At 69.9% G+C, this 16059-nt stretch carries 20 protein-coding genes and 1 pseudogene; 14 read left to right on the forward strand and 7 right to left on the reverse strand.

Going from position 1 to position 16059, the window contains the following annotated elements:
- The 3 genes from K415_RS0100005 to K415_RS0100015 all read left to right on the forward strand — a co-directional run.
- A partial coding sequence (locus tag K415_RS0100005) for a GNAT family N-acetyltransferase (protein WP_024285078.1) occupies window positions 1-461 on the forward strand: 461 nt, incomplete at its 5' end.
- Window positions 462-471: 10 nt separating this feature from the next.
- Complete coding sequence (locus K415_RS0100010; protein ID WP_024285079.1) at window positions 472-732, forward strand: type II toxin-antitoxin system Phd/YefM family antitoxin; 261 nt, start codon at window positions 472-474, stop codon at window positions 730-732.
- Window positions 729-992 carry a type II toxin-antitoxin system RelE/ParE family toxin gene (locus tag K415_RS0100015; protein WP_024285080.1) on the forward strand — a complete coding sequence of 88 codons (264 nt, stop codon included), beginning with the start codon at window positions 729-731 and terminating at the stop codon, window positions 990-992. The genes K415_RS0100010 and K415_RS0100015 overlap by 4 nt, the downstream gene beginning before the upstream one ends.
- A gap of 432 nt (window positions 993-1424) precedes the next feature.
- Here K415_RS0100015 and K415_RS21200 read toward each other — a convergent pair whose 3' ends face one another.
- The 3 genes from K415_RS21200 to K415_RS0100025 form a co-directional block, all read right to left on the reverse strand.
- Complete coding sequence (locus K415_RS21200) at window positions 1425-2753, reverse strand: LuxR family transcriptional regulator (protein ID WP_197024595.1); 1329 nt, start codon at window positions 2751-2753, stop codon at window positions 1425-1427.
- Entirely contained in the window at window positions 2666-3040 is a 375-nt protein-coding gene (locus K415_RS24140; protein WP_197024597.1) for a hypothetical protein, read from the reverse strand. Before K415_RS24140 ends, K415_RS21200 begins: the two co-directional genes overlap by 88 nt.
- A gap of 81 nt (window positions 3041-3121) precedes the next feature.
- On the reverse strand, window positions 3122-3346 hold the full coding sequence (locus K415_RS0100025) for a tautomerase family protein (RefSeq protein WP_024285081.1): 225 nt from the start codon (window positions 3344-3346) through the stop codon (window positions 3122-3124).
- A gap of 942 nt (window positions 3347-4288) precedes the next feature.
- Between K415_RS0100025 and K415_RS0100030 the strand changes: the two genes are divergently transcribed.
- The 3 genes from K415_RS0100030 (at window position 4289) to K415_RS0100040 (ending at window position 6831) form a co-directional block, all read left to right on the forward strand.
- A complete protein-coding gene (locus K415_RS0100030) occupies window positions 4289-5326 on the forward strand; it encodes a helix-turn-helix domain-containing protein (RefSeq protein WP_024285082.1) in 1038 nt (345 codons plus the stop codon).
- A gap of 126 nt (window positions 5327-5452) precedes the next feature.
- Entirely contained in the window at window positions 5453-6127 is a 675-nt protein-coding gene (locus tag K415_RS21205; protein WP_051480352.1) for a hypothetical protein, read from the forward strand.
- A 401-nt stretch (window positions 6128-6528) separates the two neighbouring features.
- Window positions 6529-6831, forward strand: coding sequence for an alkylmercury lyase (locus K415_RS0100040; RefSeq protein ID WP_024285083.1), 303 nt, complete (start codon window positions 6529-6531; stop codon window positions 6829-6831).
- A 371-nt stretch (window positions 6832-7202) separates the two neighbouring features.
- On the opposite strand, the gene K415_RS0100045 is transcribed toward K415_RS0100040, so the two are convergent.
- Both K415_RS0100045 and K415_RS23165 read right to left on the reverse strand, forming a co-directional pair.
- Entirely contained in the window at window positions 7203-7595 is a 393-nt protein-coding gene (locus K415_RS0100045) for a type II toxin-antitoxin system VapC family toxin (RefSeq protein WP_024285084.1), read from the reverse strand.
- 22 nt (window positions 7596-7617) lie between these two features.
- Complete coding sequence (locus tag K415_RS23165) at window positions 7618-7860, reverse strand: type II toxin-antitoxin system Phd/YefM family antitoxin (protein ID WP_231494786.1); 243 nt, start codon at window positions 7858-7860, stop codon at window positions 7618-7620.
- Window positions 7861-8628: 768 nt separating this feature from the next.
- On the opposite strand from K415_RS23165, the gene K415_RS0100050 reads away from it, so the two are divergent.
- On the forward strand, window positions 8629-9150 hold the full coding sequence (locus K415_RS0100050; protein ID WP_155859294.1) for a hypothetical protein: 522 nt from the start codon (window positions 8629-8631) through the stop codon (window positions 9148-9150).
- Between the two features lie 202 nt (window positions 9151-9352).
- Window positions 9353-9682, forward strand: a complete 330-nt coding sequence (locus tag K415_RS0100055; RefSeq protein ID WP_024285086.1) for a hypothetical protein — start codon at window positions 9353-9355, stop codon at window positions 9680-9682.
- Window positions 9683-9865: 183 nt separating this feature from the next.
- Here the strand turns inward: K415_RS0100055 and K415_RS0100060 are convergent, their stop codons facing one another.
- Complete coding sequence (locus K415_RS0100060) at window positions 9866-11113, reverse strand: IS256 family transposase (protein ID WP_024285087.1); 1248 nt, start codon at window positions 11111-11113, stop codon at window positions 9866-9868.
- A 1273-nt stretch (window positions 11114-12386) separates the two neighbouring features.
- On the opposite strand from K415_RS0100060, the gene K415_RS24395 reads away from it, so the two are divergent.
- Window positions 12387-12647, forward strand: a complete 261-nt coding sequence (locus tag K415_RS24395) for a hypothetical protein (RefSeq protein ID WP_231494787.1) — start codon at window positions 12387-12389, stop codon at window positions 12645-12647.
- Between the two features lie 456 nt (window positions 12648-13103).
- Window positions 13104-14027: a pseudouridine synthase gene (locus K415_RS0100070; RefSeq protein ID WP_024285089.1), complete on the forward strand. Its 924-nt coding sequence runs from the start codon at window positions 13104-13106 to the stop codon at window positions 14025-14027.
- A gap of 122 nt (window positions 14028-14149) precedes the next feature.
- On the opposite strand, the gene K415_RS0100075 is transcribed toward K415_RS0100070, so the two are convergent.
- Window positions 14150-14710 (reverse strand): DinB family protein, encoded by a 561-nt coding sequence (locus tag K415_RS0100075; protein WP_024285090.1) that lies wholly within the window; start codon window positions 14708-14710, stop codon window positions 14150-14152.
- Between the two features lie 56 nt (window positions 14711-14766).
- Between K415_RS0100075 and K415_RS23700 the strand changes: the two genes are divergently transcribed.
- From K415_RS23700 to K415_RS25055, 4 genes and pseudogenes are all read left to right on the forward strand, one after another.
- Window positions 14767-15066, forward strand: coding sequence for a hypothetical protein (locus K415_RS23700; RefSeq protein WP_231494952.1), 300 nt, complete (start codon window positions 14767-14769; stop codon window positions 15064-15066).
- 14 nt (window positions 15067-15080) lie between these two features.
- Window positions 15081-15341, forward strand: coding sequence for a type II toxin-antitoxin system Phd/YefM family antitoxin (locus K415_RS0100085; protein ID WP_024285092.1), 261 nt, complete (start codon window positions 15081-15083; stop codon window positions 15339-15341).
- Window positions 15338-15601: a type II toxin-antitoxin system RelE/ParE family toxin gene (locus tag K415_RS0100090; protein WP_024285093.1), complete on the forward strand. Its 264-nt coding sequence runs from the start codon at window positions 15338-15340 to the stop codon at window positions 15599-15601. Before K415_RS0100085 ends, K415_RS0100090 begins: the two co-directional genes overlap by 4 nt.
- Window positions 15602-15899: 298 nt before the next feature.
- Window positions 15900-16037 (forward strand): annotated as a pseudogene (locus K415_RS25055) (DUF6054 family protein); the annotation flags it as partial.
- Window positions 16038-16059 lie beyond the last annotated feature (22 nt).

Raw genomic sequence — 16059 nt, forward strand, 5'->3', positions numbered from 1 at the left:
TCGTTCGCTGGCTCAACGGCGGACCCGGCACCCACGAGACGGTCGAGGCGCATGTCCGGGCTTGCATGGCCGCGTGGCAGGCAGGCGGGCCGACGATCACGTTCGGCATCTGCGCCGGGGTCCCCGAGCGCCTCGTGGGGACGGTGGACGCGCACCTCGAGCTCGCTGGGCTGGAGCCCGGTCAAGCGAACATCGCCTACGGGCTCTATCCCGAGGCCAGAGGCCGTGGCCTGGCATCCCGCGCGGTTGCGCTGATGTGCACCTTCTTGGCCACCCGGCACGGTGTTCGCGAGGCGATCATCCGCACCGAGCCAGCCAATGCGGCGTCCGTCGCGGTCGCTCTCAGGACTGGCTTCCGTTTGGCTCGACGCGGCGGCGAGGGCGAGCTCAACTGGTACGTCCGCGACCTCGCAGGGGCGTCGGCTCCGATTGCCCCGTACAGCGCCGGGAATGGTGACTAGAATTCGGGTCATGACGACCACTACGTCGCTGGCCAACGTCAAGGCCCACCTGTCCGCGATCGTCGGATCCGTGCACGACACCCACGAGCGGGTTGTCATCACGCGCAACGGTGAGCCGGCCGCAGTCCTGGTCTCCCCCGACGACCTCGCCTCGTTGGAGGAGACCCTGGACATCCTGTCCGACAAGGCGCTGATGGCACAGGTCGCACGGGCCAGGGCTGAGATCGACGCCGGCGAGACCGTCGAGCTGCCTGCGCTGCATCGCGCGTGACCTACCGCATCCGCTGGGCGTCACCGGCGCGGCGCGCGATCGAGAACACCCTGCCGGAGTCCGTCGCCACAGCCGTCTGGGAGCTCGCCAACGGAGCACTCTCCGAGAACCCGCAACGGGTCGGCAAGCGCCTGGCGCGAGAGCTTGCCGGGTACTGGTCAGCTCGCCGCGGCCAGTACAGAGTCATCTACGCCATCGACGACGAGACAACCACCGTCACCATCATGACCGTCGACCACCGCCGCGACGTCTACCACTGACAACGCCGGAGAACGCACCGTTGACGGCGTCAACGAGCCCAGCCAACCAGACCCGCCAGAACCCGAGCCGTCCCGGCATCACCGCAGGTCACCGCCGTGACCTGTGACGTCACGACCCCCTCCGGCAGGTTCGACTCCCGTCACCTCCACCGTCCTGTGCCTGCGTTCGCGCGGGTCAGGTGACATCAAGGCCGTCGTCCACTCGCCATGGACGGCGGCCTTCGTGTCTCTGCACCACCGGCCCAGGAGACGTTGTCTGGTCTTCGGGCGCGCCACACACCCACGCATGATCGCGAAGTGAAGGTGAGCATGGTGAATCCGAGCTGGTGGTCGGTCCGGTCTGCTGGTGGAGCGGGTGCGCGGCGTAGTCGGCCAGACCAATCACCGCTGCACGGGCGGCCCCGGAGCGTCCCGCACAGCGCGACCGGCGCGTCAGAACAGACCTGCCTGGATGGCATACGAGGCGGCACCGGTGCGTGAGGTCTGGCCGAGCTTGGTGAGGATGTTGGCGACGTGACGGTGCACCGTGTGCTCGCTGAGGACGAGCGACGCCGCGATCTCGTGGTTGCTCATCCCCTGCGACACCAGCCGCAGCACCTCGCGCTCCCGGGCCGAGAGCGGACCACCCGCCGGCATGCCGGCGGCATCAGCTAGCCGACGGGCACGCGCCAGGTCGTCGCCGGCGGACAGCTCGTCCAGGACCTCCGTCGCGAGCGCGAGATGACGCCGGGCCGCGGACCGATCGCCCGTCGCGAGAAGCGCCTCCGCGAGAGCGAGCCGGGTGTGGGCCTCGTCGAAGCGCAGGTCCGCGGCGCTGAACCTCCGCACCGCCTCGGTCAGCAGGGAAACAGCGGCATCCGGTGGTGCCACGGCGGCATCAGCCGCCGAGGCGGTGGCCATCAGCGAGGGGGTGCCGGTCAGCTCCGCCGTCTGGCGCAACTCGGCCGCGAGGAGCCGCGCGGCATCTTCGTGGCCGGCGGCCTGCGCGACGAGAACGGCGGGCAGGAGCACGTCTGCGCGGGCCAGGCGACTGTCCTTCGGCAGCCACTCCAGGAGGCCCCGGATCGTCGTCCAGGCGGCCGCCGGGTCGCCGCCGGACATCTGCATCCGCGCGCGCCCCGCGATCGCGGCCGGGTGGAACTCGGCCTGCGCGAAGAGGGCCTCTGCCTCGTCGAGCCGACCCTGGCGGCGCCGCAGCTCGCCCAGTTGCACCACCGCTTCGAGCCGGGAAGCGCGGCGCGACGCCGAGAGCCGGTCGAGAACCCCGGTCAGCTCCTGTTCGGCCTCACGCCACGACCCTCGCGCCACCTGTACCGACGCATACTGGATGCGGCACACGTTGAAGAGGGGTGCGAGGTCACGTTCGGTGCAGATGGCCTCCACCCGGCGGCACCAGTCCGCCGCTCGCGTCACGTCCTTGTTCTGGTTGCAGGCCACGATGAGCCAGCAGCAGACCTTCCCCATCCACATCGGGTCCGGCACGTCACCCGACGTCGCCGCGGCCACCGAGGCATCCAGGCGCGCCATGCCCCCCTGGATGTCTCCGGCGCACGTCATGGCAAGACCCTGCAGGGCCAGACCGACGACCTCGAGGTCTCCCAGGCCGAGCCGTCTCGCGACGGCCGACGCTCGCTCTCCGGCCAGCAACGCGCGGACGGGGTCGTGGCCGACCTCTATGGCGAGCTCGGCCTCCCGGACTGCGTGCCAGCCGTGCTCGGCCGACTCGTCGAGCTCCTCGAGGAGCGCCCCGCCCGCCCCCACCAGCCGAGGGCAACGGACTCACCGTGACCGAAGAGCAGGGAGTCCCACGCGAGGGCGGTGGCGGCCCGCGCCGCACCGAGCGAGTCGCCGAGCTCCCGATGACGTCGGTACGCCGTCTCGCGTGCTCCCACGCACGCGTCACCGTCGTCGAGCCACCAGGCGACCTGGGCCAACCCCTCGTAGGCGAGAGGATCCTCGGTCTCCTCGGCGACAGCCCGGAACGCGGTCCGGGCGAGGTGCCACGAACCCGCGTCGAGTGCTGACTGCGCCGACACCATGGAAGTCATTCCTCAGTATGGTCGTCCCCACACCAGGCGGGCGGGCGCCCGAGGCGCCCGCCCGATCCGGCACGGCGAGGGGTGGACGGGTCAAACGCCCACGCCCGCCGCCAGGGCCTTGACGTCCGCGGTGGTGAGTGGGTTGCCGGCGATCCCCCAGCTGCCGCTCCGGACCTCCTCGACCACGCACCACGTGACCGGACGCATGTTCTCGCCTTCGATGCCCACCATGGCGTCGGTGAGGCTCCGGACGATCTGCTGCTTCTGGTCGTCGGTGAAGACGTTCTCGATGACCTTGACCTGGATGAACGGCATGTCGATCTCCTTCTGTCCTGGGCTCCGCCGCTTGCGGAGCTCCTGGAGCAACTCTCGGTTCCAGGGGCAGGTCCCCGCGTCGGCAGAACCGGCCATCTCTGCCCGACGGGTCACTGGCCCGAACGGGCCAGCGCTGACCCGCGGCAGCGCAGGGTTCACCCACGTGCTCAGCACTGACCGGTCGCGCGACTCGAGGTCCTCGTCGGCGCATGCCCGCGTGAGGCCCTGCGAGAATTTCGGCGCCGGCCTGTGACGGGGTCCTGCAGGACTACTCGAATAGATCGCTGACCAGCACCTTGACGACTCCGGGGGAAGACCCCACGTTGTGATCGGCCGCAAGGCTGGTCACTCCCGCTCGACGATGACCAACTCGCTCGACGGGCGGGCACAACGGCCCGGTATGCCGGGAACCTGCGGTCCTGCGCCGGGCAGGCACATCTCGACCGCCTCGCATCACCCACGACCCCTGCCGCTTCAGCGCGCTGTTGACCGCGTCGATGCTGCAACGACCGGACCGACTAGAACGGCCGAGTCGGGACGGAGTCCCGACTCCGAGGTCGCCCACGCCCGTTGACGCGTTCAACGCCGAAGCCACTCCAGCCCCCTTTCCCCGTCACCCCGCCCTCGCAGTGGAGTCCGCCAGAGTGGTGTACCGGTAGCTCGGTGAGGGTCAAGTCCTGGGGAGTGGTGTAGCGGTGCGGTGTGAGGCTGTGAGCCGCCGCGACGTCTACCACTGACAGCGCCGGAGAGCCCACCGTTGACGGCGTCAACAACATGCCAACGGAGCGCGGGGCGGAGCGGGCGGGACCGTCCAGCATGCCAAGGACGAAGACCACGCGTTGCCGCGAACCGGGTTCAGTCGGCACGCACTGCCCACACCGCCGAGGTGCGTTCGGTGTTCGGGGCTTCCCGAACACCGAACACTTCTCGTATGCTTGACCCGTGGACAGCCGAGCAGACGAGGCGATCTCGCTCCTGGAGGAGGCCCTCGAGGCGGCAGGGGCGCTGACCGCGCGCCCCGAGCCGGGTGACCGTTCGGCTGATCTGGTCCTTGTCCTGGGGACGACCCGCGTCGCGGTGCAGGTCAAGCGCTGGGCGGTGTTCCCCGAGCACGCGGTCCGGGCCAACCCGGCGTTCCGTCAGCAAGAGGACCCGTCCGTGGTGCGCGTTGTCGTCGCGGACAGGATCGGCAAGGAGGCACGCCAAGCTCTCCAGGAAGCGGGTTGGGGCTGGCTGGACCTTCGAGGGACCCTGCACGTCCAGGGTCCCGGGATCCTGGTGCATGCGCAGGTGCCGTCCGCGTGGGAGCGTCCGGGGCCCCGCGATCCGCTCGCAGCGCCCGCCGGCCTCGCGGTGGCGTGCGCCATGCTGTCCAGCCCCACCGACGAGCACACCGTCCGTGGCCTGGCTCGTCGACTTGGCCGCTCGCCGAGCACCGTGTCGGAGGTTCTCAAGGCGCTCAAGGACGACTCCCTCGTCGAGGGAGCGACCAACCGGCCGACGTCGGAACTGTTCTGGAGCGTTGCGGACGTGTGGCCCGGCAAGCGCGTGAGCCTGGCCGGCGCACCCGAGCCGGGGAGGGGGCCTGTCAACGAGGCGCTCCAGCTGGGCTTCGACGACGTCGAGGGCACTGTCGGCTGGGCGCTGACGGACACGCTGGCGGCGGCGGTGTATGGCGCGCCCGTCGCCGCCCGCGCCGACCAGCCCGCCGACTACTTCGTCCCCACGGACGCGATCCTCAGGCGCGCCCGCACGCTCCTGGGCATCGCCTCAACCCCGGGTGAGGCCCGTGCCACCGTGCGAGTGGCGCCGGTTCCCGAGGTCTGCGAGCGCCGAGTCGACGCCGCGAGACGGTCCCTTGAGGAACGACCGCTCGCCGCGCCGCTGTTCGTCGCACTCGACCTCGCTCAGGACGTCGGCCGCGGTCGAGAGATCCTCAACACCTGGGATCCGCCGGAAGGGTGGGCTCGTGTCTGGTAGCGCCGAGACGCCGCATGTCCTGCTGGTCGGCGACGAGACGCGTCGCCTCGTCGAGGCCATCAGCGTTGTGGCCGACATCTCCGGGGAGACACCAACCGTCGTGGCGGCATCGCCGTCCTGTGCCGGGTGCACAGGGCCTATCGCGCGACGTCGGACCTGGACACGCTCAGTTACCGGGACCATCGATCAACGGGCGACCTCGACACCCTGGACCGGTCCGCGGCACGCACACCGTCCCTCCTGGAGCTGCTCCGCGCCTCACCCGGCGCGGAGGCGGTCGAGCCCGCCGCAGCGAATGTGATCACGCCGAGCGGCCCGGTGCGGGTGGACGTCATCGACGTGATCGACGCGCCGGACTCCCCCGACATCGAGGACCCGACCGACCGCCTGTACGAGATGGCTCACGCCTGGGCGTTCCGGACTGCGACCGAGCTGCGCATCGACGTCCTCGGCTCCGATCGGCAGTCGACCGTCAGCGCCGTAGCGCGCGTCGCCGAGCCGGGACCCCTCGTGGCGATGAAGCTCCAGGCGGTATTGCTGCGGTCGACGGCGAAGGAAGGCACCGACCTGCTGGACATCGTCACGATCCTGCTCGACCCGGTGGCAAGGGATGTCGCCCTGGCGCAGCTGGCGGGGTGCGATCCAGTGATCGCCGCGGACGCCGCGCTCCACGCACATCGATGGTTCGTCGAGCAGGTCGGCCGGACTCTCAGACTGATCCGCGCTGCGGGTGGCCTCGAGATCGGACGCGACGAGATCGCTCTCGTGGCCGACCTCCTCGAGGCCGCGACCCGTCGATAGCCGGCCGCGCGTTGATGCCGTCGGTACGTCCGGCCAATCTGAGCCGACGGGACGGCGGACGTCCTCAGCGTTCCCGCAGGTCAGCCGCACGAGGCTAGACGTCCCGGCGCCTCACGACAGGTTCGATTCCCGCCACCTCCACCGTCCTGCCCCGCGTTCGCGCGGGTCAGGTGACATCAAGGCCGCCACACCGCTCACCACGGGTCGCGGCCTTCGTGTGTCCGGCTGTTCCCTCGATTCGCACGTGAGCGCCCATGCCCTGGCACGCTCTCTGCGGCAGGCCGCGCCATGGCTGGGCTGGGACTTCAGCCCAAGGCAATCGACCTCGATGCTTGACGAACCGCTCGGCGCGCCGCACGGCCCGGGAATCGCACCTGGCCCCGGTGGAACAGGATGGGTCGATGAGGATCCAGCTCCTGTACTTCGACGAGTGCCCCAGCTGGCAGGTGGCCGACGCGCGGCTGCGCGAGGCTCTTGCCGCCGTGGGCAACACCACGGACGTGGAGCGAGTCCTGGTTACCACCGCCGACGCGGCCGAGTCGTGGGGCTTCCACGGCTCGCCGTCGGTCCTGGTGGACGGGGAAGACCCGTTCGCCGAGCCTGGCGCGCCGGTGGGCCTGTCGTGCCGGCTGTATCGCACCCCTGCCGGGGTCAGCGGCTCCCCGACAGTCGGGCAGCTGGTCGAGGTGCTCGCCCGCGGCTGATCCGCACCACGTCGACCGCTCGGAGCGAGACGGAATGCTCAATGACGACGAACCGCGAACGGGTTCTGAGCGCCCTTTCGCAAGCAACACGAGCCCTCGACGATGGCGAGCTCGCTCGACGGGCCGCCGTCAGTCCGAGGCAGACGGTGAACCAGGTCTGCAGGCGGCTCGTCGACGGAGGCCTTGTAGCCAGGACCGTCGGGCCCGGCGGCAAGGTCGTCAATGGACTCCGCGTCCGGCCCGCTGCGAGCACGATCGACGACGCCCTGTCCGCCATGCCGCCGGGCCGTTCTACCGAGCAACGAGTCGCCGAACGGCACAGGGCCTCCGAAGCGACCGGTCTGCATCTCTGGGCGGTTCTGCGAGGAGTCCTAGAAGGGGGATGTGACCGAGACGCCGTTGGACTGGGCGGCCTCGGCGAGTCGGTCGTCGTAGGTGACGATCCCTTCGAGGTCGTCACCGAGGCTCAGGGCAGCCGCAAGGTGGACGGCGTCGAGGCTACGCAGGAGCGTCGGATCGAGACGAGCCGCCTCCTCAAAGGTCGCGGTCGTGACCGTCATGAGCGTGATCGAGTCGAGTACCGCCCGTGCCTGCACGACGCGGTCGGGGGCGGCGCGACGCACGGCGCGCAACAACTCGGTCCTCGCGAGATCGCAGGACACCGGCTCACGTTCGGCCGCGGCCAGCCACGCACGCAGGGCCGCCGTCTCTGCCTCGGAGACGACGAGCTTCACCAGCGCCGAGGTGTCGAGGTAGTGGGCCACGGCTAGTACCTCTCGGCATCTCTCATCGCAGCGAGCTCGTCGGACAGGTTCGGCCCCGCCTCGGGGGCGGGAAGCTCCCCGATGGTGTGACGCGCGGCGCGGGCGCCCCCGCGTTCAGCAGCTGCTGGAGGCGCGACGACGGGATCGCCGTCAGCTGAGCCACCGGGCGTCCCCTATCGGTGATCGTGACAGTCTCCCCGGCGGCGGCGTGGGCGACGACGGCCGAGGCGTTCTGCTTCAGCGCACGAATCCCTACCTGTGTCATGTGCTTCACTGTAGTACATCAGGGCTGAAGGTGGCATCGTCGTGCAACAAGGTCCAGGCCGACCTAGGGCTCATGCGACCGGGCCACTGTTGACGCCGTCAACAGATCCCGCCTCGAGCACCACCCAGGACCTTCCACGTTCCGACGTCACCGCAGGTCACCGCAGGTCACCGGCTCGACCCAACACGTCCACACGCCACCAGGCAGGTTCGATTCCCGCCACCTCCACCGTCCTGCCCCGCGTTCGCGCGGAGCAGGTGACATCAAGGCCGTCGTCCACTCGCCATGGACGGCGGCCTCCTCTGCCGAGACAGCCCGCGGCCGACCACCTGTTCACGAACACCGTTGGTGCTCAGCTCTCGTTGCCGCGCTTCTGCACGACGACGTGGACGCCGGTACCTGATGCCGTGTGCACCCACCGCGGGCCGACTGCTCCCGTGACCCCCGACGCGCCGCGACCTGACCAAGCGGCAGTGCGTCCAGGACCTCCGGCAACGCACGCAACGAGGATCATCGCGGCAGGGACGGACCCGTTCGTGCCGCAGCAGCCCTAGGGCACAAGTCGATCACCACGACGACGACCGGGCGCGACCACCGCTGCCCGTTGGCGGCTGAAGTCCGCACCCTGCCGACCCAGCTGCGCAATGTGATGGGGATCACACAGGAAACGCCTTGGTGCTGGTTCTGCTTCGACAAACTGAAACTGGTCAAGGCGGACCGACAGTCCCGCCGCGCTCCGCATTCGGACCGATCAAGGGGGAAACAGCAATGAGATTCACGCGAGTGATAGCGGTCGGTGCCGCCGCACTGATGGCCAGCAGCCTCGGTGCGATCGCAGCCTACGGCGACGACACCAGCAGCGGCGAGACCATTGTCGTCGCCGGGCAGGAGTTTGGCCCGGAGGACGGGCTCAGGGTGACGACCGAGTCCTGGGTGGTCCCCTCGGGGGGCGAAGCGGTTGGGGCGACGTACTCCAGCCCGCGCGGTGGGATGTCGACCCAGGCTGTCTGGGGTTCGAGCTACGCGTACTCGCGGGAGATCCTGCAGCTCGACTACATCGGATATGCCAAGGCCGGCGGCAACATCTACGGCGGCCAACGGATCATCCGGGTCTGCTTCTACTGGACGCGCGGCAGCGTGCGCTCGGCGACGACATGCGCCGACGCCAGGTACGACGGCCGGTGGACCCCGGGACCCGAGGTCACCGCTTCGTTCAGCGACTCGCTGGACCCGAACGCCCCGCAGACGCAGTTCTGGGCCCTGAAGTACTCGGTGCCGCCCCAGGGCTGAGCTACGCCCCAGGCGCACCGGAGCGGGGCGGCGAGAACACGCCCAGGCAGACCCCGCTCCGGTGCGCAGCCGCGTCGAGATGCGGCTTGGTGGGTCACCGATTGGGCGGGTTCGGTGGCGATAGCGTGACGTCACAACTCCGGATGGCCGCTGGCGCTACTGTCGAGAGGGCACGCACTTGGTCCAGGTCACAGGGGGAGCGATGAACGAGCGGGCGAGGTCGATAGCCCGTGCGGTCGTTGCCGTTGCGACGGTCGCGATCCTGACATCGTGCAGCGGCGGGGATGACCTAACCGTGCAGAACGATGGTGACGACGCCGTGACGGTCGAGATCGGAGAAGAGACGCTCGACGTTCCAGCGTCGAGCGCTGTCAGCCTCCTCGACTATGGCTGCTCCCCAGGCGACGTCACCGTCAGGTTCGGGTCGGGCGAAATGACCGTGCTAGACGGCCCGATCTGCCCCCCGGATACGATCATGATCCGCGGCGGCGAGGCCACCGTCCGATCGGCGACCCCGAGCGCAACGCCATAGTGCACGGTTGGGGCTGGAACAACGCCCCAGATCGTCGTGTGCCGTTGACGCCGTCAACGAGTACGGGCGTCACGAACCGCGACGACCTCACCATTCCTCCGCGTTCGCCCAGGTCAGCGCCTAGACCCATGGTCAAGTCCTGGGGAGTGGTGTAGCGGTTCGGCGTGATTCTTCGCGGTGAAGCTATGCGCTCAGGGTGTTGAGGGTGGGGGTGTCCTCCTGGTTGTGGTGGGGGTTGTCGATGAGGGTCAGGCGGGCTCGGCTCAGGACCTCGAGGCCGAAGTAGCGGCGTCCTTCGGCCCATTCGTCGTGCTGCTCGGCCAGCACGGCGCCGACGAGTCGGATGATGCTGGTGCGGTCGGGGAAGATCCCCACGACGTCGGTGCGCCGGCGGATCTCCCGGTTCAACCGCTCGTTGGGGTTGTTCGACCAGACCTGCCGCCACAGCGCTTTGGGGAACGTGGCGAACGCCAGGACGTCTGCCCGGGCGCCGTCCAGGTGGGCGTAGACGTCGGGCAGCTGGGTCTCGACGGCGTCGAGGAGCTTGTCGAACTGGGCGTTGACCGCAGGCTCGTCGACCTGGTCGTAGGTGGAGTGGAGCATGGCCTTGACCGCGGGCCAGGCGGACTTCGGGCAGATGCTCATCAGGTTCGCCGCGTAGTGGGTGCGGCACCGCTGCCAGGTCGCCCCGGGCAGGGTCGCGCCGATCGCCTCGACCAGGCCGGCGTGGGCGTCGGAGGTGACGAGCTGGACGCCGGTCAGGCCCCGGGCGACCAGATCCCGGAAGAACGTCAACCACCCCGCTCCGGACTCTGCCGAGGCGACCTGGACGCCCAAGATCTCCCGGAAACCGTCCCCGTTGACGCCGGTGGCGACCATGGCGGCGACCTTCACGACCCGCCCGCCCTCGCGGACCTTCATCGTCAGGGCGTCCGCGGCCAGGAACGTGTAGGGCCCGGCGTCCAGGGGTCGGGTGCGGAAGTCCTCGACCTGCGCGTCCAGGTCCCGAGCCATCACCGAGACCTGCGAACGGGACAGCCCGGTGATCCCGAGGGACTGGACGAGCTTGTCCATCCGGCGGGTCGAGACCCCGAGCAGGTAGCAGGTCGCCACGACCGAGGTCAGGGCGGCCTCGGCGCGGCGGCGCCGCTCGAGGAGCCACTCGGGGAAGTACGTGCCGGCCCGCAGCTTGGGGATCGCGACGTCCAGGGTCCCGGTGCGGGTGTCCAGGTCGCGGTGGCGGTACCCGTTGCGCTGCGTAGTTCGGGTGTCGCTGACCTGCCCCCAGGCCGCGCCACACACGGCGTCGGCGTCAGCGGACAGCAGGGCGTTGATGAACGTGGTGAGCATCTGACGCATCAGGTCCGGGGAGGACTGGGCCAGGTGCTCGTGCAGAAAGTCAGCAGGGTCAATACTCGACGGAGCGGTCATCGTGTTGTTCCTCTTCGAGTTGGCTTTGGACGGTCTCTCGAAGGATCACGCGGTGACCGCGCCTACGTCCACGATCTCGACGACGACACAACCACCGGGCTACCGGTACACCACTCTGCTGGACGCAACTTAGACCCATCCGGTTCCAGCACCTCCCGACACGTTCGATTCCCGCCACCTCCACCCGTCTGATGACCTGCGGAAACGCGAGTTCATGTTGATGCGGGGCAGCGCTACGGCCTCGGCGACTTCGTCCTGGACCCCTAGCCGGCTCCCTCCGGGCCTCAGGGCCCACGACGGGCGTCCAGCTCTATCCGCCACGCGCGGCCGTGTACCCGGCACCGCCCGAGGAACCTGGACGAGCCCGCACTGGACGCCGATGCGTCGCCGGCCTGGCGGCCGGGTCGCAGGCACTGTGGTCCGCTGCAGCCTGGCCCTCCGCTTCCTGTTAGGCAGCCTGGGCGGGGCCCTGCTCAGGGTCAGCCCAAACGGCCTCCTCGGCGGCAATTCGGGTGGGATCCTCCGCCGCGACCCGTGCAGTCGCATTCTCGGCGAGCCTGGCGGATGCCGCCGCGATGAGACGTTCTTCCTGGATGCGCTGAACCTCAGCAACCGGGTGACCCCCCGGGGGGGGCGACAGCGGGCGGGGCCGTGCGCTGGGCCGACCGGGTGACCTGATCATCCGATCCAGCACGGGACGTGGTGACGGCGCAGCGGATCCACCGCGCGCGTCGGGGCGTTGGTAGCTTCCTGCGCGTGAAGACGTTCAACGCACCCCCCCGGCTGGGCTGTCCCCTCTGCCGGATGGACGCCGCCGCCCGGCTGGCAGCCCAACCCCGGCTGGCCGCCCGCGCCCGAGGGCTGGAACCTCTGGATCGAAACCCCCGAGCCCGATCCCGCGCTGCCGGACACATCGGCCCCGGCGCCCTCCTCCTCCGCCATCGCCTCGGGCTCACCGAGCGCCACCGCACCCGCCCGTGACTCCCAGCCTTACAAGGCCAGCGTCGCGGGGCTGCAGGACGCGGCCAACAGGCAGTTCATCATCGGCAGCCTGTTGGCACTGGGCGGCCTCGCCCTCACGCGCCTCTCTCCCTACGTCCTGGGGGGGAACGTCAGAGTCGTGTTCTGGGGCGCGATGCTCTTCGGTGGCTACCAGCTCCTCATGGGGGTTGTTGCGCACGCGTCGGCTCCGTCCGAGGCAAGGAAGCTCATCTCCGCGACGTCGGATGGCGCGCCTGACCCGGGGCACTCGACGGTGACGATTGAGACTGACGTGCAGATCCTCGAGGCCGGCGAAGCCACGCACCGTGCGCAGGCCGAGCGCGAGCAGCGTGACGCCGAGCAACGCGACCGGTTCGCCGCCCTCGATGCGATCCCGGCACTGCTCGCTGACGACGACCTCGCCCGCCAAGCCCGCAAGGTGAAGCAGATGTACGGACCGGCCGTGTGTGCATCCTTCCTCAAGCGCAAAGCCGCCGAGCTCGGCTTGGGAGACATCGACGTGACCGAGGGCGACATCCCAGACTCGTTCTAGCGAAGAATCCAGCGATGGGTGGGTGAAGCGCAGTTGCGAGGAGTCGATCACCGGCCGGAGGGGTGGAGGCGCCGATCTCAGTCCCATCTCGCTCGGCTGTGGGGCCGGAGGGCAGCGCTCCCCCATTCCGTCGGGACCGGTCGACCCCCATCTGTGAGTTGCGACCCGGTGGCGGGAGCGGGTCACGATTCCAAGTCCAGCCGAGCCGTTGACGCCGTCAACAGGATCGGGCACTCGAGCCCCGGAGCACGGCCACTCTCCCGAGCGTTCCTGCACGTCAGCGACTCGCAGCAAGACATCCCTTCACCTTCCATCCGGTTCGATTCCCGCCACGTCCACCCCTCTGACCCACTGACGCGGGTCGTGCGTGCTCGAAGGCAGCCATCCGCTCTGTGCGGTTGGCTGCCTTCTTTGTGTTGTGTCGAGCACCCCGGACCTGCCTCGTACCATCGACCGGTGCCTCCCCGCTCACCGCTCCCGGCGCGCCACGGCCTCGCCGCCGCCCGGCTCCGCACTCCCGACCGCGATCGCGAGAGCCCGGACCCGTGGCCGACGATGGGTGCATGGCTGCGGCACCGTCTGCCGGAGCACGTCGACGTGCCGGGGATGCTGGCGCAGGAGCGCTTCGTCGACGAGGGCGGCCGCGCGGTGCGCGAGGCGGACCCCTATGCGCCGCAGCGGTTCGTGTGGTTCCATCGCGACCTGCGCGACGAGCCGGAGGTGCCGGGCCAGATCCACGTGGTGCACCGGGACGAGCGCCTCGTCGTCGTCGACAAGCCGCCGTTCCTCGCCACGATCCCGCGCGGCGGGCACGTGATGCAGAGCGTCGTCGTCCGGCTGCGCGCGCAGCTCGACCTGCCGGAGCTGTCGCCGCTGCACCGCCTCGACCGAGTCACGTCCGGCCTGCTCATGCTCGCGACCGAGCGCCGGTGGCGGGGCGCATACCAGACGGCGTTCGAGCGGCGCGCAGTCGACAAGACGTACCGGGCGCTCGCGCCGCTGCGCGCCGACCTGGAGCTGCCGGCCGTCGTCCGCAACCACATCCGCAAGGTGCGCGGCACCTGGTGCGCCGAGGTGGTGCCCGGGGCGCCCGTCAACGCCGAGACGCGCGTCGAGCTCGAGAGCGAGGTGGACGACGGCGCGGTCTACCGACTGACACCCCGCACGGGTCGCACCCACCAGCTGCGCCTGCACCTGCTCGGACTCGGCATCCCCATCGTTGACGACCCGTTGTACCCCGTGGTGCGAGACGTCGCGGTCGACGACTTCCGGCGACCCCTCCAGCTCCTCGCTGCCGAGGTCGCCTTCACCGACCCGGTCGACGGGCAGCCCCGGCGGTTCCGCAGCGTCCGGTCGCTGCCGCTCGCTACGGAGGGGTGAGCCGGGACAGCCAGGTTGAGCGCGGACCGTGCCACCTGCTCGATCGGACCCGCGACTCGTCTCCGGGCGGGGCTCTGGCGCCAGTGTCATCCGGGAGCGGTGCGCACCTCTCCACGCGCCGGCTACTGGCCCACGCGCCCGTCGATGCACTCTCGCAGCAGGTCGGCGTGCCCACAGTGCCTGGCGTACTCCTCGATGCGATGCACCCACAGCTCTCGGATGGCGATGCCGTCCTTCCCGACGCGCTCGCTCAGGTCCGAGTGCTCCGAGAGCAGCGCGTCGGTGGCCATCTGCTCCGCCACCAGGTCGGTGTAGGCGGCGTCGACCACGGCCTGGTCGGCGATCGCCCCGTCGAAGTCACCGCCGCCCGAGCCGTACAGGCTCGGCGGCGGGCTGTCGGGCAGCACCCAGCCGCGCCAGTCCCGTTCGACCTCGGCAAGGTGCCGGAGCAAGCCGAGCAGCGACATGGTCGACGGGGGTACCGAGCGTCGGGCGAGCTGCTCGGGGTCGAGACCTTCGCCCTTCATGATCAGCGTCAGCCGGTAGTCCTTGAGGTAGTCCTGGAGCGTCGCCAGCTCGCCGTCGGGACTGACGCCATCGGTGTTGCGCGGGTCTTGATCGGGGTCCACCCACATGTCGGGGAAGACCGTCGCCTCGCTCCATCGGTTCGGTTGTTCGCTCACCGCTTCCTCCACACGTCCTCTACCCCGAGGCGACCGACGAGCGCTGCACCGCCGCCCTGATGCTCGAAGTGGACACGACTGCGCTGGTCCGCGGCAAGTCCGGGGGTCGGCCCGGAGGCTCGGCAGGTCGAGCGACGCCAGTCGAGCTCGACCCTGAGGTCCCGCGCCGGGGCAGCTCCCGGTACGTCGACCTCCGCCTCACCACGCTTCAGATGGCCGACCCGCTCAGCCGCCTGCATGTCCTGCCACCTGCCCTGGACGCCGACGAGCACTACGGGGTCGGGCACGATGTGGCACGTCCGCGACCTCGCAGGGGCTTCGGCTCCGATCGCCCTGTACAGCGCCGGGCATGGTGACTAGAATTCGGGTCATGACGACCACCACGTCGCTGGCCAACGTCAAGGCCCACCTGTCCGCGATCGTCGGATCCGTGCACGACACCCACGAGCGGGTCGTCATCACGCGCAACGGCGAACCGGCCGCAGTCCTGGTCTCCCCCGACGACCTCGCCTCACTGGAAGAGACCCTGGACATCCTGTCGGACAAGGCTCTGATGGCCCAGGTCGCACACGCCAGGGCTGAGATCGACGCCGGCGAGACCGTCGAGCTGCCTGCGCTGCGTCGCGCGTGACCTACCGCATCCGCTGGGCGTCACCGGCGCGGCGAGCGATCGAGAACACCCTGCCGGAGTCCGTGGCCACAGCGGTCTGGGCGTTCGCACACGGCGCACTCGCCGAGAACCCGCAGCGCGTCGGCAAGCGCCTCGCGCGAGAGCTCGCCGGGTACTGGTCAGCCCGCCGCGGCCAGTACCGGGTCATCTACGCCATCGACGACGAGACAACGACGGTCACCATCATGACCGTCGACCACCCCCGCGACGTCTACCCCTGACAACGCCAGAGCGCATCCGTTGACGCCGTCAACGGATGCGGCCGATCCGTGCCCGCCTGACGTGAGTTATTCGAAGCGTTCCCGCAGGTCAGCGCCCCGTAGCCATCGGTCCCAACGCCTCCCGACAGGTTCGATTCCCGCCACCTCCACTACCCGGTGCCCGAGTTCGCGCGGGTCAGGCGACATCAAGGCCGCCATACCGCTCGCCACGGGTGGCGGCCTTCGTGTGTTCCGGCGCCCGTCCGGCGCCTGTTCGGGAGCGTCGGCGCGCCGATGGGACGCGGTCGCCCAGGGCAGCGTGACGGCGAAGCTCGAAGGCGGCGCCGACAGCCGGATCGGCGACGCGCGCATGGCGGTACGGGTCTACGAGCGGTGCAGCGCGGTCGGTGGCAACCGGGTGAGCCGGTCGATCAGCATCCTGGCGGTCGGTGGCCACATGAAGGTCTCCGCGATCACCT

The organism is Cellulomonas sp. KRMCY2, assembly GCF_000526515.1.
In the GTDB taxonomy this organism is placed as follows: Bacteria; Actinomycetota; Actinomycetes; order Actinomycetales; family Cellulomonadaceae; genus Actinotalea.

Coding starts and splice junctions, on each gene's coding strand:
- K415_RS24140 (WP_197024597.1), bottom strand. CDS start 3,040: ATGACTTCCATGGTGTCGGCGCAGTCAGCACTCGACGCGGGTTCGTGG.
- K415_RS0100050 (WP_155859294.1), top strand. CDS start 8,629: ATGAGATTCACGCGAGTGATAGCGGTCGGTGCCGCCGCACTGATGGCC.
- K415_RS0100085 (WP_024285092.1), top strand. CDS start 15,081: ATGACGACCACCACGTCGCTGGCCAACGTCAAGGCCCACCTGTCCGCG.
- K415_RS0100010 (WP_024285079.1), top strand. CDS start 472: ATGACGACCACTACGTCGCTGGCCAACGTCAAGGCCCACCTGTCCGCG.
- K415_RS0100040 (WP_024285083.1), top strand. CDS start 6,529: ATGAGGATCCAGCTCCTGTACTTCGACGAGTGCCCCAGCTGGCAGGTG.
- K415_RS23165 (WP_231494786.1), bottom strand. CDS start 7,860: ATGACACAGGTAGGGATTCGTGCGCTGAAGCAGAACGCCTCGGCCGTC.
- K415_RS0100025 (WP_024285081.1), bottom strand. CDS start 3,346: ATGCCGTTCATCCAGGTCAAGGTCATCGAGAACGTCTTCACCGACGAC.
- K415_RS0100055 (WP_024285086.1), top strand. CDS start 9,353: ATGAACGAGCGGGCGAGGTCGATAGCCCGTGCGGTCGTTGCCGTTGCG.
- K415_RS0100060 (WP_024285087.1), bottom strand. CDS start 11,113: ATGACCGCTCCGTCGAGTATTGACCCTGCTGACTTTCTGCACGAGCAC.